Genomic DNA, 16,596 nt, shown 5'->3' on the forward strand with positions numbered 1-16,596 from the left:
GCGCACGTCGGGGACGCCGGTGAGCAGCGGGCTGGGGCGGGCGGAGGTGAAGACGGCGGTGAACCGCTCCCAGTCGACGTCGGCGACGGCGACGGTGGTCTCGTCGTCGTCGAGGGCCTGCTGGAGGGCGGTGACGGCGCGGCCGGGGTCGATGCGGGGCAGGCCGTGCTCCTCCATTTTGAACAGGCCGGCGTCCTGTCCGGCGGCCCGGTCCTGCCAGGGGTTCTCGGCCTGCCAGACGCCCCAGTCCACGGTGGTGGCCCGCAGGCCGCGGGCGCGGCGGTGCTGGGCGAGGGCGCCGAGGTAGGCGTTGCCCGCGGCGTACGCGCCGTGGTCGCCGCTGCCCCAGACCCCGGCGATGGAGGAGAACAGCACGAAGGCGTCGAGGTCGCGGTCGAGGAGGGCGTCGAGGTGGGCGGCTCCGGCGGCCTTGGCGGCGACGATCTGCTCGAAGGCGGACAGCGGGTGGGTCTCCAGCGGGGCGAGCGCGATGAAGGCCGCCGCGTGCACGACGGCGGTGACCGGGTCGCCCTGGGCGTCGAGCGCGGCCAGCATCCCCTGGACGGCGTCACGGTCCGTCAGGTCACAGCTGGGCAGGGAGGCCCTGGTGCCGAACTCGGCGAGTTCCGCCGCGAGTTCGGCAGCTCCTGGGGCGTTCGGGCCGCGTCGTCCGGGCAGGACGACGTGTTCGGCGCCGCCCCGGGCCAGCCAGCGGGCGAGGTGGGGGCCGACCGCGCCGGTGCCGCCGGTGAGCAGGACCGTGCCGCGGGGCCGCCAGGGCTGCCCTCCGCCCGCGGCCCGGGGGGCCCGGGTGAGGCGGCGGGCGAGGAGGCCGCCGGCGCGGAGCGCGAGCTGGTCCTCGCCCTCGCCCGCGGCACCGGCCAGCGCGGCGCCGAGCCGGGTCCGGTCGCGGTCGTCGAGGCGGGGCGGCAGGTCGATGAGGCCGCCCCAGCGCGCGGGGAGCTCCAGGGCGGCCACCAGGCCGGTGCCCCAGACGAGGGCCTGGTGCGGGTCGGTGACGGGGTCGTGCGGGCCGGTCGACACGGCGCCGTGCGTGGCGCACCACAGGGGCGCGGTGACCTGGAGGTCGCCGAGGGCCTGTACGAGCGCGACGGTCAGGGCCGCGCCGCCGGGCAGCGCGGGGTGTTCGGGGTGCGGCCGCCCGTCGGCGGCGAGCAGGGACAGCACTCCCGCCGGGGCGCGCCCGGCCAGGGTCGCGGTCAGCTTGGCCGCGAGGGCGTCGCGCCGCACGTCGGCGGCGGCCAGTTCGACGGGCAGCACGTCGACGCCGAGCGCGGTCAGCGCCTGGAGGGGCCCTCGTACCCGCTCGTCCTCCTCATGGCCCGCCGGGAGGACCGCCAGCCAGCTGCCGTCCGGTGTCCGCCCGGGGGGTTCCGACAGGGGCTGCCAGTCGGTGCGATAGCGCCAGGAGTCGATGGCGGCCGCCTCGGTCCGTCGCTGCCGCCAGGTGCGCAGGGCGGGCAGCACCCGGTCCAGGGGTTCGGGGTCGACGGCGAGGCGGTCGGCGGTGCCGGCGAGGTCGCCGTCCTCGACCATCCGCCAGAAGTCGGTGTCGGCCGGGTCGGCGGCCGCCGTGCCGTGCCCGGGCTCCGCGCCGTCGTCCGGTTCGAGCCAGTAGCGCCGGGTCTGGAAGGGGTAGCCGGGCAGGCCGACCGTACGCGCGCCGGTGCGGGCGTAGACGGCGGCCCAGTCCACGGCGACGCCCGCGACCCACAGTTCGGCGGCCGAGGCGAGCGCCCGGCGCGGCCCGCCCTCGCCGCGCCGCAGGGTCCCGGCGACCACCGCGCCGCACGCGGGGGCCGAGGCGTCCGCGTCCTTCGCGACGTTCGCCGTGTCTGCGGGGGATGCGGTGGCTGCCGGGGCCGCGGCGCCTGCGGCGCTTTCGACGGTGTCCTGGATCGCCATGGTCAGCACGGGGTGCGGGGACGATTCGAGGAAGACGTCGAAGCCCTGCTCGGCGAGGGCGCGGACGGCGGTCTCGAAGCGCACGGTCTGCCGCAGGTTGCGGTACCAGTACCCGGCGTCCATGGCGGTGGTGTCCAGCCAGTCGCCGGTGACGGTGGAGAAGAGCGGCACCCGGCCGGGCAGCGGCCGTACGCCGGCCAGTTCGGTCATCAGCCGGTCCTCGATGCGCGCCACCTGGGCCGAGTGCGAGGCGTAGTCCACGGGGACGGCCCTGGCCCGTACGCCCCGCTGCTCGCAGTGGGCGAGGAGTTCGGTCAGGGCCGCGGCCTCGCCGGAGACGACGACGGCCGCGGGGCCGTTGACGGCGGCGACGGACAGCCGCTCGCCCCACGGCGCGATCTCGGCGCGGACCCGGTCCTGGGGCAGGGACACGGAGGCCATGCCGCCGTGGCCGGCGAGGGCGCGCAGCGCCCGGCTGCGCAGGGCGACCACTTTCGCGCCGTCGTCGAGGGTGAGGGCGCCGGAGACGACGGCGGCGGCGATCTCACCCTGGCTGTGGCCGACCACGGCGTCGGGCCGCACGCCCCAGGAGTCCCAGAGGGCGGCCAGGGACACCATCACCGCGAACAGCGCGGGCTGCACCACGTCGACCCGCTCCAGGGACGGCGCGCCGGGCTCCTCGCGCAGTACGGGCAGGAGCGGCCAGTCGGTGTGCGGGGCGAGGGCGGCGGCGCAGGCGTCGACGCGGTCGCGGAACGCCTGGTTGGAGTCGAGGAGTTCGCGGGCCATGCCCGCCCACTGGGAGCCCTGGCCGGGGAAGACCAGGGCGGTGCGCCCTTCGGCGGTCGGGCCGGCGCCGAGTACGAGGCCGGGTGCGGCGGCGGGGCCGGGGCGGGCGAGTGCGTCGAGCGCGTCGCGGATTTCGGGGAGGCCGTCGCCGAGCAGTACCGCCCGGTGCTCGAAGGCGGCGCGGGTGGTGGCGAGGGAGAGTCCGATGTCGGCGGGTTCCGGGTCATCGTCGGCGTCGAGGCGGCCGGCGAGCGCGGCCGCCTGGTCGCGGAGGGCGGCGGGGGTACGGCCGGAGAGCACCCAGGGCGTCGTCGGCAGCGGCGCGGCGGGCGCCTCGGGACCGGCAGCAGGGGCTTCGTCTAGCGCGGGCGCCTCTTCGTATACGGGCGCCTCTTCGAGGACGAGGTGGGCGTTGGTGCCGCTCATGCCGAAGGAGGAGACTCCGGCGCGGCGCGGGCGGCCGGTCTCCGGCCACGGCCGGGCGTCGGTGAGCAGTTCCACCCCGCCCGCGGACCAGTCGGCGTGCGGCGTCGGCGTGTCGACGTGCAGGGTGCGCGGCAGCACGCCGTGGCGCAGCGCGAGCACCGTCTTGATGACGCCCGCGACGCCCGCCGCGGCCTGGGTGTGGCCGATGTTGGACTTCAGCGATCCGAGCCACAACGGCCGCTCGGCGGACCGTTCCTGACCGTACGTCGCCAGCAGCGCGTCGACTTCGATCGGGTCGCCGAGGGTGGTGCCGGTGCCGTGCGCCTCGACGGCGTCGACGTCCGCCGCGGTGAGGCGGGCGTCGGCGAGCGCGGCGCGGATGACGCGCTGCTGGGAGGGGCCGTTGGGCGCGGTGAGACCGTTGCTCGCGCCGTCCTGGTTCATGGCGGAGCCGCGGAGGACGGCGAGTACGGGGTGGCCGTTGGTACGGGCGTCCGTCAGCCGTTCCAGTACCAGCATCCCGACGCCTTCGCCCCAGCCCGTGCCGTCGGCGGCGGCCGCGAAGGGCTTGCACCGGCCGTCGGGGGCCATGGCGCCCTGCCGGTTGAACTCCACGAACACGGCGGGCAGCGACATCACGCTGACGCCGCCGGCCAGGGCGAGGGAGCATTCGCCGGCGCGCAGGGCGCGGGCGGCGAGGTGCAGGGCGACCAGCGACGCCGAACAGGCGGTGTCGACCGTGACGGCCGGGCCTTCCAGGCCCAGCGCGTAGGAGACGCGTCCGGACATCACGCTCATCGAGTTGCCGGTCATCAGGAAGCCCTGGACGGCTTCGGACGCGTCGGCGCCGAGGGTCGCGTATCCCTGGTCGATGGCGGCGGCGAACACCCCGGTCCGGCTGCCGCGCAGCGACAGCGGGTCGATGCCGGCCTGTTCGACGGCTTCCCAGGCCGTCGTCAGCAGCAGCCGCTGCTGGGGGTCCATCGCCACGGCCTCGCGGGGCGAGATACCGAAGAACTCCGCGTCGAAGTCGGCGGCGTCCGCCAGGAACGCGCCCTGCGCGGGCACGCCGCCGGCCGCGAGGTCGGTGGTCGGCCAGCCCCGGTCGGCGGGCAGTCCGGTCACGGTGTCGCGCCCGGCGGCGAGGAGTTCCCACAGGTCGTCGGGGGTGCGGACGCCGCCGGGGAAGCGGCAGCTCATCGAGACGACCGCGATCGGCTCGTGGGCCCTGGACTCGGCGTCCTGGAGTCGCTGCCGCGTGTTCTGGAGGTCGATCGTCACACGGTTGAGGTAGTCGCGGAGCCTCTGATCGCTCACCGGGAACCGCCGCTTTCGTCGTTGATGCCGTCTCGCGGAGTCCGCGGAGCAGGGGAATGAGGGCGCTTACAGGGCGTAGAGGGGGCCGGGGGTCGAGAGGTGCGCGCGGGGCTCATGAGGCGCCCAGCTGCCGGTCGATGTACGCGAAGATCTCGTCGTCGCTCGCCGACTCGATCCGGTCGGCGAGCACCTCGGCGGCCGGTTCCGCCTCGATACCGGCGTCCGGCGCCAGCCGGGCCAGCGTCTCGCGGAGCCGCTCCGCCAGCTCATCCCGTACGGCCTCGTCCGGCGGCAGGCCGGTCATCAGCGCCTCCAGGCGGTCGAGTTCGGCAAGGACGGCCGCCGCCGGGGACGGGCGTTCCGCCGCTGTCCGCTCGGTCAGGTGGCGGGCCAGCGCCTCCGGGGTGGGGTGGTCGAAGACCAGGGCGGCCGGGAGCCGCAGCCCGGTGGACGAGGCCAGCCGGTTGCGCAGTTCGACTCCGGTGAGGGAGTCGAAGCCGATCTCCTTGAAGGGGCGGGCGGGCCGTACCAGGTCCGGCGAGGTGTGGCCGAGTACGGCCGCCGCGCTGCCGCGTACCAGGTCGAGCAGGACGCGGTGCGCCTCCGCCTCGGACAGCGCGGCGAGCTGCTCCGCCATGGACGCGACGTGCCGGGCCTGCGGCGCGGCGGCGGTCGCCGCCGTGCGCGGGGTACGGACCAGGCCGCGCAGCACGGGCGGCACCGGCTGCGCGCCGCGCAGGGCGGCGGGGTCGATCCTGGCGGCCAGCAGGTAGGGGTGCGCCGAGCCTAGGGCGGCGTCGAACAGGGCCAGGCCCTCGGCCGTGGTGAGCGCTCCCGCGCCGCCGCCCGCGACGCGCTGGAGACCGGCGGAGTTCAGCCCGGCCGTCATCGCGCTGCGCTCTTCCCACAGGCCCCAGCCGATGGACAGGCCGGGCAGCCCCTCGGCGCGGCGCTCGGCGGCGAGGGCGTCGAGCACGGCGTTGGCGGCGGCGTAGTTGCCCTGCCCAGCTCCGCCGAAGAGCGCGGCACCGGACGAGAACAGGACGAAGGCCGCCAGGTCGGCGTCCCGCGTCAGCTCGTCCAGCGCGAGCGCCGCGTCCGTCTTCGGCCTTAGTACAGCGTCGAGTTGATCGCTCGTCAGGTTGCCGGCCAGGGCGTCGTCGAGCGTCCCGGCGGCATGGACGACCCCGGTCAACGGGTGCGCCTCGGGAACCTGCGCCAGCAGCGCGGCGAGGGCTTCGCGGTCGGCGGCGTCGCAGGCGACGGCCCGCGCGTCGGCCCCCAGCCCGGCCAGCTCCGCCAGCAGCTCGGAAACCCCGTCGGCGGCCGGGCCCCGGCGGCCGGCCAGCAGCAGGTGGCGCACCCCGTGCTCGGCGACCAGATGGCGGGCCAGGAGCCGCCCCAGGGTGCCGGTGCCGCCGGTGATCAGTACGGTGCCGTCCGGGTCCAGCGGCGCGGGCAGCGTCAGCACGTTCTTGCCGACTCCGCTCGCCTGGCTGAGGAACCGTACGGCTTCGGGAGCGCGCCGCACGTCCCAGCCGCGGACCGGCAGCGGGGCGAGCGCCCCCTGCTCGAAGAGGCCGAGGACTTCGGCGAGCATTTCGCCGATGCGCCGCGGTCCGGCCTCCATCAGGTCGAACGCCCGGTAGCGGACGCCGGGGCAGCGCGCGGCGACCTCGTCGGCGTCGCGGACGTCCGTCTTGCCCATCTCCACGAACCGGCCGCCGCGCGGCAGTAGCCGGAGCGACGCGTCCACGAACTCACGGGCCAGGCTGTCGAGTACGAGATCCACGCCACGGCCCCCGGTGGCGGCGAGGAACCGGTCGGCGAACTCGACGGTCCGGGTGGACGCGATGTGCTCGTCGTCCAGTCCCCCGGCCCGCAGGACGTCCCACTTGCCGGGACTGGCCGTGCCGAACACCGTCGCCCCCGCGTGCCGGGCGAGCTGCGCCGCCGCCATGCCGACGCCCCCGGCGGCGGCGTGGACCAGCACGGACTCACCGGCCCGCAGGCCGCCGAGGTCGAACAGGCCGTAGTAGGCGGTGAGATACACGACGGGCACGGACGCGGCGCGGGCGAAGGACCAGCCGGCGGGGATGCACGCGACGGTCCGCCGGTCGGCGACGGCGATGGGTCCGAAGGAGCCGCCGAAGATCCCCATGACGCGGTCGCCGGGGGCCAGGTCGTCCACCCCCGGGCCGACCTCCAGGACGGTGCCCGCGCCCTCGCTGCCCAGCGTCTGCTGGTCCGGGTCGAGCCCGAGGGTGACCACGACGTCATGGAAGTTCAGCCCGGCGGCGCGCACCGCGATACGCACCTCGCCGTCGCCCAGCGGCGCCATGGCCTCGGGGGCGGGGACGAGCGCGAGGTCTTCCAGGGTGCCGGTGCCGGCGGTGCCGATCCGCCAGGCGCTCTCGCCCGGCGGGGGGCTCAGCACACCGTCCGCATGGTTGGCAGCGGCGAGTTGAGGTGTCATCAGCACCCCGGCCCGCACGGCGATTTGCGGCTCGTCGGCGGTCAGCGCGGCGTGGAGCGCGGGGTCGTCCGGTGCGGTGACCGGCTGGTCGAGGTCGATCAGGGCGAAGCGGTCCGGGTGCTCGGTCTGCACAGTGCGCAGCAGGCCCCACAGGGCTGCCTGCGCGAGGTCGGCGGGGCGGTCACCGCTGCCGGTGCGCACGGCGGACCTGGTGAGCAGCGCCAGCCGCGCCTCGGCCAGCCGCTCGTCGGCCAGCCAGCTCCGCACCAGGTCCAGGCAGGCTCGGGCGGTGGCGTGCACCCGGTCGGCCGGGTCGGCGAGGTCGGCGGTCGGGCAGGCCGCGACGATCAGACCGGGGAGCGGGGCCCCTGCGTCCAGGGCGGTGCGTAGTGCATCGACGTCCGGCCAGGAGGTGAGCCCGGGGACGGCGTCCCCGAGAGCGGCCCAGTCGAGGGGCGGGGCGCCGGTTTCGGAGATCGAGGTGGAGGCGCGGTCCCGTGACGCGCTGGTCTCGGAGTCCGTGGCGGACGCCCGGTCCGGTGGCGCACCGGTTTCGGAACCCGCGCTGGACGCCCGGTCCAGGGACGTACTGGTCTCGGCTCCGGCGACGGGTGTCCAGTCGAGGTGGAACAGCAGGTCCCGGGCGGCGCTCGTGGCGGCGGGCAGCGCGTCCGCCGTCAGGGGCCTGAGCGCCAACTGGTCGACGGACAGCACCTCTTGACCCGTCAGGTCGTAGACCGTCAGGCCGATGGCGTCGGGGCCGTCGGCGGTGAGGCGCACCCGGAGCGCGGTGGCTCCCGTGGCACGGCTGGTGACTCCGGTCCAGCTGAACGGCAGCCGGGCCTGTCCGTCCTGCCCCGGCAGCAGCGCCGCCGTCTGGAGGGCCGCGTCCAGCAGTGCCGGGTGCACGGCGCAGGCCGCCGCGTCGGCCTGCTGCCGTCCGTCGAGGACGACCTCGGCGAGGATCTCGCCCTCCCGCGACCAGGCGGCGCGGATGCCTTGGAACGCCGGGCCGTAGCCGTAGCCCGCTTCGGCGAAGCGGCCGTAGAGATCGCCCACCGGGATGGGCGCGGCGTCGGCCGGGGGCCACATCAGGAGGCCCGGACCGCTCGGCGCGGCGGCCGAGGCCGGCGCGAGGACGCCGGTGGCGTACGGGGCCCAGGGCCGGCCCTCGCCCCGGTGGGGCCGGGCGAACACGCTCAGCGCCCGGCGTCCGTCGTCGCCCGCTTCGGCCACGCGTACTTGCAGCAGTACCGCGCCTTCCTCGGGCAGCGCGAGGCGCGCCTGAAGGGTCAGCTCCTCGACCACGGGGCAATCGGCCTCGACGGCGGCCCGGAGGGCGAGTTCCAGCAGCGCCGTGCCGGGGAGCAGGGCGGTGCCGGACACCCGGTGGTCGCCGAGCCAGGGGTGGGTGCGCAACGAAAGCCGGCCGCTGAGCACCAGTTCCCCCGAGTCGGCGGCCTCCAAGGCCGCGCCGAGCAGCGGGTGCCCGGTGGCGCCGAGCCCGGCGGAGGCGACGTCCCAGCTCGTGGTCGGGACGTCGAGCCAGAAGCGTTCGCGCTGGAAGGGATAGGTCGGCAGGTCCACGCGGCGCGCACCCGGGTACGTGCCGGAGAAGTCCACCGGCAGCCCGCTCGCCCACGCCTGCCCGAGCGAGAGCAGCAGCCGGTCCCGGCCGCCGTCATCACGGCGCAGCGTCCCCAGCACCACCGCCTCGACCCCGGCGGCCTCCGCCGACTCCTGCACCCCCACCGCCAGCACCGGATGCGCACTCGGCTCCACAAAGAACCGGAACCCCTCCGCCAACAGCGCCCGCGTCGCCTCCTCGAAACGCACGGTCTGCCGCAGATTGCGGTACCAGTACTCGGCGTCGAGCATGGCGGGGTCGGCCCACGCCGCATCGACGGTCGAGAAGAACGGCACCTCGCCGGGCAGCGGGGCGACGACGGCCAGTTCCTTCGCCAGCCGCTCCTGGATCTCTTCCACGTGCGCGGAGTGCGAGGCGTAGTCGACAGGTACGCGCCGGGCCCGCACCTCCCGCGCCTCGGCCCGCTCCAGCAGCTCGTCCAACGCGCCCGCGTCACCCGACACGACAGTTGAGGCCGGGCCGTTCACGGCGGCGACCGACAGCTCGCCGTCCCAGTCGGCCAGCCACTCCCCCACCTCAGCGGCAGGCAGGGCTACAGACACCATGCCGCCACGCCCCGACAAGGCGCGCAGCGCCTTGCTGCGCAGCGCCACCACCCGCGCCGCGTCATCGAGCGACAGCGCCCCGGCAACGCAGGCGGCAGCGATCTCGCCCTGGGAGTGTCCGACGACAGCGGCCGGTTCCACGCCGTACGAACGCCACACCGCTGCCAGCGACACCATCACCGCGAACAACACCGGCTGCACCACGTCAACCCGATCCATTGACGGAGCGTCAACCCGCGCCCGTAGAACATCTTCCAACGACCAGTCGACGAAGGGCGACAGAGCCCGCTCGCACTCTGCGATGCGATCCGCGAACACCGGCTCTGTGTCAAGAAGTTGAGCGGCCATTCCTACCCACTGCGATCCCTGGCCGGGGAAGACGAACACCGCGCGGCCCGCGCCGGAGGCCGATCCTGTCGCCACGTTGCCCGCAGGGGTCCCTTGCGCCAGGGCGGCCAGCCCGGCGGCCAGGTCGTCCGGCGCGCCCACGACCACCGCGCGATGTCCGTGCGCGGCGCGTGTCGCGGCGAGTGAGTACCCGATGTCGAGCGGGTCTCCGCTGCCGGGCCCGTCCGCGTCGGGCTCCAGCGCGGCCAGCAGCGCCGCCGCCTGGGCCCGCAGGGCTTCCGGGCTCCTCGCCGACAGCGGCCAGGCCACGGGGCCGACCGCCGAAGGGCGACCGGAATCGGAGGCGGGCGCGGAATCGGAGGCAGGCGCGGGCTCGGGGGTGGCCGTGGGATCTGGAGCCTCTTCCAGCACGACGTGCGCGTTGGTGCCGCTCACGCCGAACGACGACACTCCCGCCCGGCGCGGGCGACCCGCGATATCCCACGGGCGGGACTCCGTCAGCAGTTCGACCGCACCCGCCGACCAGTCCACCTCCGGCGTCGGCCCGTCCACATGCAGCGTCTTCGGCATCACCGCGTGACGCATCGCCAGCACCGCCTTGATCACACCGCCCACACCGGCGGCGGCGCTGGTGTGCCCGATGTTCGACTTCAGCGACCCGATACGCAACGGACTGCCGTCTGGGCGTTCCTGACCGTACGTCGCGAGGAGCGCCTGCGCCTCGATCGGGTCGCCCAGTCGCGTCCCCGTGCCGTGCGCCTCCACCAGGTCGACATCCGCCGCACGCAACCCGGAATCCGCCAACGCCGCACGAATGACTCGCTGTTGCGATGGGCCATTGGGGGCCGTCAGACCATTGCTCGCACCGTCCTGGTTGACCGCGCTCCCCCGCACCACCGCCAGCACCGGATGCCCCAGCCGCCGTGCGTCCGACAGCCGCTCCAGCAGCAGCATCCCGACGCCCTCGCCGAATCCGGTGCCGTCGGCGCCGGCGGCGAAGGGCTTGCAGCGGCCGTCGGGTGCGAGGCCGCCCTGGCGGCTGAACTCGACGAACAGTTCGGGGCTGCACATCACGTTGACGCCGCCGGCCAGCGCCATGGAGCACTCGCCGGAGCGCAGGGCGCGGGCCGCGAGGTGCAGCGTCACCAGCGACGAGGAGCAGGCCGTGTCGACGGTGACGGCGGGGCCTTCGAGCCCGAAGACGTAGGCCAGGCGGCCGGAGACGATGCTGCCGGAGTTGCCCGTGCCGAGGAACCCTTCGACGTCGTCGGGGATGTACGGGAGCAGCCGGGCCGCGTAGTCCTGCTGCATCAGGCCGACGAAGACGCCCGCCGGGGCGCCGCGCAGCGACGCGGGGTCGATACCGGCCCGCTCGAAGACCTCCCAGCCCGTCTCCAGCAGCAGCCGCTGCTGCGGGTCCATGGCCAGGGCCTCGCGCGGGGAGATTCCGAAGAACTCGGCGTCGAACTCGGCCGCGTCGTAGAGGAATCCCCCCTGTCGGGTGATGGAGGTGCCGGTGCGGTCCGGGTCGGGGTCGTACAGCTCGTCGAGCGGCCACCCCCGGTCGGCCGGGAACTCCGAGACGCCGTCCCCGCCCGAGGCGACGAGCCGCCACAGGTCCTCGGGCGAGCGGACTCCGCCGGGGAACCGGCAGGCCATGGAGACGATCGCGATCGGGTCGTCGTCCTCCACCGCCGGCTTGAGCACGGGCGTTGCCGACGCGGCCGCTTGAGTCTCCGTCAGTTCCGCGATCAGGTAGCGCGCCAGCACCTCGGGGGTGGGGTGGTCGAACACCAGGCTCGCGGGGAGCCGCAGGCCGGTCACCGCGTTGAGCCGGTTGCGCAGCTCGACGGAGGCCAGCGAGTCGAAGCCGAGTTCGCGGAAGGCCCGGCTCGCGTCGAGCGCGTCGGGCGAGGGGTGGCCGAGGACGGCGGCGGCCTGGGTACGGACCTGGTCGAGCAGCAGGCGGGTCCGCCCCTGGCCGTCGAGAGCGGCGAGCCGCTGCTGGAAGGCTCCGCCGTCGGCCGTCTCGCCGCCGGACGCCACGGCCCGCCGGGTCCGTACGGGCACCAAGTGGCGCAGCAGCGGCGGCAGTTCCTCGGTCGCCGCCCGGGCCCGTACGGCGGCGGTGTCGAGCCGCATCAGCACCATGGTCGCCCGGTCGGCGGTGCGGGCGGTGTCGAAGAGGGACAGGCCCTGTTCGGTGGTCAGCGGCGGCATGCCGGAGCGGGCCAGGCGGCGTACGTCGGCGTCGGCGAGGTGGCCGGTCAGGGCGGACCGCTGGTCCCACAGGGTCCAGGCGAGGGACTGGGCGGGCAGCCCGGTGGCGCGGCGGCGCTGGGCGAGGGCGTCGAGGAAGGCGTTGGCCGCCGCGTAGTTGGCCTGGCCGGGGCCACCGAAGGTGCCGGCGGCGGAGGAGAAGAGCACGAAGGCCGACAGGTTCAAATGGCGGGTCAGTTCATGCAGGTTGAGGGCGGCGTCGGCCTTGGGGCGCAGGACGGTGTCCAGGCGCTCGGGGGTCAGCGCGGAGACGATCCCGTCGTCCAGTGCGCCCGCCGTGTGCACCACGGCGGTCAGGGGGTGTTCGGCGGGCAGATTGGCGAGTTGGGCGGCGAGCGCGTCGCGGTCGGCGGCGTCGCAGGCGGCGATGTCGGCCTCGGCGCCGAGCGCGGCCAGTTCGGCGCGCAGCTCGTCGACGCCCTCGGCCGCCGGGCCGCTGCGGGAGAGCAGCAGGAGGTGCCGGACGCCGTGCTCGGCCGCCAGGTGCCGGGCGATGTGCGAGCCGAGCAGCCCGGTGCCGCCGGTGATCAGCACCGTGCCGTCCGGGTCGAGGGCGGCGGGCCGCGAAGGTTCGTCGGCCGGCACCTTGGCGAGTCGGGGCGCGAGGATCTGGCCGTCGCGTACGGCGAGTTGGGGTTCTGCGGAGGCGAGCGCCGCAGCGATCGCCGCGGAGGTCTCGGGTTCCTCGTCGTCCAGGTCGAGGAGGACGAAGCGGCCGGGGTGCTCGGTCTGGGCGGAGCGCACCAGGCCCCACACGGCGCTGTGCGCGAGGTCCGGTACGTGCTCGTCGTCGGTCACGGCGACGGCGCCCCTGGTGAGGAAGGCGAGGCGCGAGTCCGCGAGCCGGTCGTCGGCGAGCCACGTCTGCACGGCCTGGAGCGCCCGGCACACGGCCGCCCGTACGGTGGCGGGCGTCTCGTCGCCGCAGCCGTCGCCTTCGGTGGGTGCGGCGAGAGAGCCCGGCCCACGGGAGAGCAGTACGACGTCCGGTACGGGCGCTCCGCCGTCGAGGGCCGCGATCAGCGACTCCAGATCCGTCCGGACAGCGGGCGGCGGCCCCGCGAGGGCGGTGGGGGCCGGGCGCGCGGGAGCCCATTCGACCTGGAACAGGTTTTCGTGGAAGCCCGTACGGCCGGTGGCGAGCTGCCCGGCGGCGGCCGGCCTGAGCGCCAGGGACTCGACCGTCGCGACGGGCCGCCCGGTCGGGTCGGCGGCCGTGAGCGAGACCGCGTCGCGCCCGTCCGGCGCGAGCCGGACCCGCAGGGCGGTGGCCCCCGAGGCGTGCAGCGTCACGCCCGTCCAGGAGAACGGCAACCGCCCCTCGGGGTGCTCTTGGGCGCCGGGCGAGCCGGGCAGGCCGGTGGCGTGCAGCGCCGCGTCCAGCAGCGCCGGGTGCAGCCCGAAGCGGTCGGCGTCCGGGCGCGGCCCGTCCGGCAGGGCCACCTCGGCGAACATCTCGTCACCGCGCCGCCAGGCGGCCCGCAGCCCCTGGAACGCCGGTCCGTAGACGAACCCGCCCTCGGCGAAGCGCTCGTACGTGCCGGCCACGCCGATCGGCTCCGCGCCGGCCGGCGGCCAGGAGCCCGGCTCGAAGCCGTCGAACACGTCGGCCGACTCCGCCGCCTCCGGAGCCAGGATGCCGGAGGCGTGGCGCACCCACTCGCCGTCGTCGCCGTCCGGCCCGTCCGGACGGGCGTGCAGGCTCAGCGGCCGGCGGCCCCGAACGTCCGGCGCGCCGACGGTCAGCCGCAGTACCGCCGCGCCGTGTTCGGGCAGCACCAGGGGCGCTTCCAGGGTGAGTTCATCGACGCGGGCGCAGCCGACGCGGTCGCCGGCCTGTACCGCGAGCTCCAGGAACGCGGTGCCCGGCAGCAGGATCGCGCCCCGCACTGCGTGTTCGGCCAGCCACGGGTGGCTCTGTACGGACAGCCGGCCGGTGAGGAGCAGACCGTCGGCGTCGGCCAGGGCGATGACGGCGCCGAGCAGCGGGTGGCCGGCGGGGGTCAGCCCCGCCGAGGTCACGTCGGCGGCCTCGGCCGCACCGTCCTCCAGCCAGTACCGCTCGCGCTGGAAGGGATACGTGGGGAGGTCCACGCGGCGGGGCGAGTGCCCGGCGAAGACGGTTTCCCAGTCCACCCGGACGCCGCGCAGGTGCAGTTCGGCCAGCGACTCCATCAGCCGGCGCCGCCCGCCGTCGTCGCGGCGCAGGGTGCCCACGGCCGTCGCGGCGCTCCCCGCGCCGTCGGCGGTCTCCTGCACGCCGACGGTGAGCACAGGGTGCGGGCTGGATTCGAGGAAGACCTGGTAGCCGTCGGCCAGCAGCGCGCGGGTGGCCTCTTCGAAGCGCACCGTCTGCCGCAGGTTGCGGTACCAGTACTCGGCGTCCAGGACCGTGGTGGACTCCAGCAGTTCTCCGGTGACCGTGGAGTAGAACGGCACGTCGGCCTGTCGGGGCGTCACATCCGCCAACTCGGAAAGGAGTTGTTCGCGAATGTCCTCGACATGGGAGGAGTGCGAGGCGTAGTCGACAGGTACGCGCCGGGCCCGTACTTCCCGCGCCTCGGCCCGCTCCAGCAACTCGTCCAACGCGCCCGCGCCACCCGACACCACAGTGGAAGCGGGACCGTTCACGGCGGCGACCGACAACTTGCCGTCCCAGTCGGCCAGCCACTCCCCCACTTCCCCCGCAGGCAGGGCGACGGACACCATCCCGCCACGCCCCGACAAGGCACGCAGCGCCTTGCTCCGCAGCGCCACCACCCGCGCCGCGTCATCGAGCGACAGCGCCCCGGCAACGCAGGCGGCAGCGATCTCACCCTGAGAGTGACCGACGACAGCGGCCGGTTCCACGCCGTACGAACGCCACACCGCTGCCAGCGACACCATCACCGCGAACAACACCGGCTGCACCACGTCAACCCGATCCATTGACGGAGCGTCAACCCGCGCCCGTAGAACATCTTCCAACGACCAGTCGACGAACGGCGACAGAGCCGACTCACACTCCGCCACCCGCGCCGCGAACACCGGCTCCGCGTCCAGCAGTTCGGCCGCCATCCCTGCCCACTGCGACCCCTGACCGGGGAAGATGAAAGCCACCTCGCCGGTTGCCGCGACCGTCCCCTGCACCAGGCCGGGGGCGGCCGAGGCCGTCGCAAGGGCCGCCAGGCCGTGCCGGAAGTCGTCCGGTTCCGCGCCGATCAGCACTGCCCGGTGCTCGTGCGCCGCCCGCCCCGTCGCCAGGGAGTAGCCCACGTCCGCCACGCGCGACCCGGCGTGGGCGTCGAGGTGGGCCCGGAGGCGTACGGCCTGGGCGCGCAGGGCTTCGGCGGTGCGGCCGGAGAGCACCCAGGGGAGTACGCCCTCGCCGTCGTCGCGTCCGTCCTCTACCAGCGCCTCGGCAGCTGGCGCCTCCTCCAGTACGACGTGGCCGTTGGTGCCGCTCACGCCGAACGAGGAGACGGCGGCGCGGCGCGGGCGGCCGGTCTTCGGCCAGGGCGCCTCCTCCGTCACGAGCCGCACCTGGCCCGTGGACCAGTCGATCTGGGGCGAGGGGTCCTCGGCGTGCAGGGTCGGCGGCACCACGCCGTGCCGCATGGCGAGCACGGTCTTGATCACACCGCCCACGCCGGCCGCCGCCTGCGTGTGGCCGATGTTCGACTTCAGCGAGCCGAGCAGCAGCGGCTGCCCGTCGGGCCGGTCGCGGCCGTACGTCGCCAGCAGCGCCTGCGCCTCGATCGGGTCGCCGAGCGGTGTGCCGGTGCCGTGCGCCTCGACGACGTCGACCTCGGACGGTGCGAGGCCCGCGTTGTCCAGCGCCTGGCGGATCACGCGCTGCTGGGCGGGGCCGTTCGGCGCGGTGAGCCTGCTGCTCGCGCCGTCCTGGTTGACGGCGGTGCCGCGGACCACGGCCAGCACGGGGTGGCCGTTGCGGCGGGCGTCCGAGAGCCGCTCCAGCAGCAGCATCCCCACGCCCTCGCCCCAGCCGGTGCCGTCCGCGCGGGCGGAGAAGGACTTGCAGCGGCCGTCCCGGGCGAGGCCGCCCTGGCGGCTCATCTCCACGAACGGCACCGGCGTGGACATCACCATCGCGCCGCCGGCCAGGGCCAGCGCGCAGTCGCCGAGGCGCAGCGCCTGGCAGGCGAAGTGCAGGGCGACCAGGGAGGAGGAGCAGGCGGTGTCCACGCTGACCGCGGGGCCCTCCAGGCCGAAGGTGTAGGCGACGCGGCCGGAGGCGACGCTGTCGGAGCTGCCGCTGCCGAGGTAGCCCGCGACGTCGTCGGGCGCGTGGCGCAGCCGCACGGCGTAGTCCTGGTACATGACGCCGGCGAAGACGCCGGTCCGGCTGCCGCGCAGTGTGGCGGGGTCGATGCCGGCCCGTTCGAACGACTCCCAGGTGGTCTCCAGCAGCAGCCGCTGCTGCGGGTCCATGGCCAGCGCCTCGCGGGGCGAGATGCCGAAGAAGCCGGGGTCGAACCGGCCGACGCCGTCGAGGAAGCCGCCGAGCGAGGCGTAGCTGGTGCCGGGGCGTTCCTGCCGGGGGTCGTCGAGCGCGTCCAGGTCCCAGCCGCGGTCGGCGGGGAAGGCGGTGATCGCGTCGGTGCCGGCGGCGACCAGCCGCCACAGGTCCTCGGGGCTCTCCACGCCGCCGGGGTAGCGGCAGCTCATCGCGACGATCGCGATGGGTTCGCGGTCCTTGGCCTCCGCGTCGCTGAGGCGCTGCCTGGTGCGGTGCAGGTCGGCGGTGACCCGCTTGAGGTAGTCGCGCAGCCGGTCGTCATTCACCATCGTCAGTCACCTTGCTCCGCTTGCTGGGCCGGGGTGGGGTCTGGTGCCTGGTC

The 16,596-nt window shown here is 75.3% G+C and carries 2 protein-coding genes; both read right to left on the reverse strand.

Annotated elements, in window-relative coordinates; all coding sequences use genetic code 11:
• On the reverse strand, positions 1–4,458 hold a 4,458-nt coding region (locus tag AB0I22_RS35945), incomplete at its 3' end, for a type I polyketide synthase (RefSeq protein WP_363135226.1).
• A 112-nt stretch (positions 4,459–4,570) separates the two neighbouring features.
• The gene (locus AB0I22_RS35950) at positions 4,571–16,543 is read right to left on the reverse strand and encodes an SDR family NAD(P)-dependent oxidoreductase (RefSeq protein ID WP_363135227.1); all 11,973 of its coding nucleotides are present in this window, start codon (positions 16,541–16,543) and stop codon (positions 4,571–4,573) included.
• Positions 16,544–16,596: the final 53 nt, after the last annotated feature.

Origin of the sequence: Streptomyces sp. NPDC050610 (assembly GCF_040654875.1) — a bacterium.
Taxonomy (GTDB): domain Bacteria; phylum Actinomycetota; class Actinomycetes; order Streptomycetales; family Streptomycetaceae; genus Streptomyces.

Coding starts and splice junctions, on each gene's coding strand:
- AB0I22_RS35950 (WP_363135227.1), bottom strand. CDS start 16,543: ATGGTGAATGACGACCGGCTGCGCGACTACCTCAAGCGGGTCACCGCC.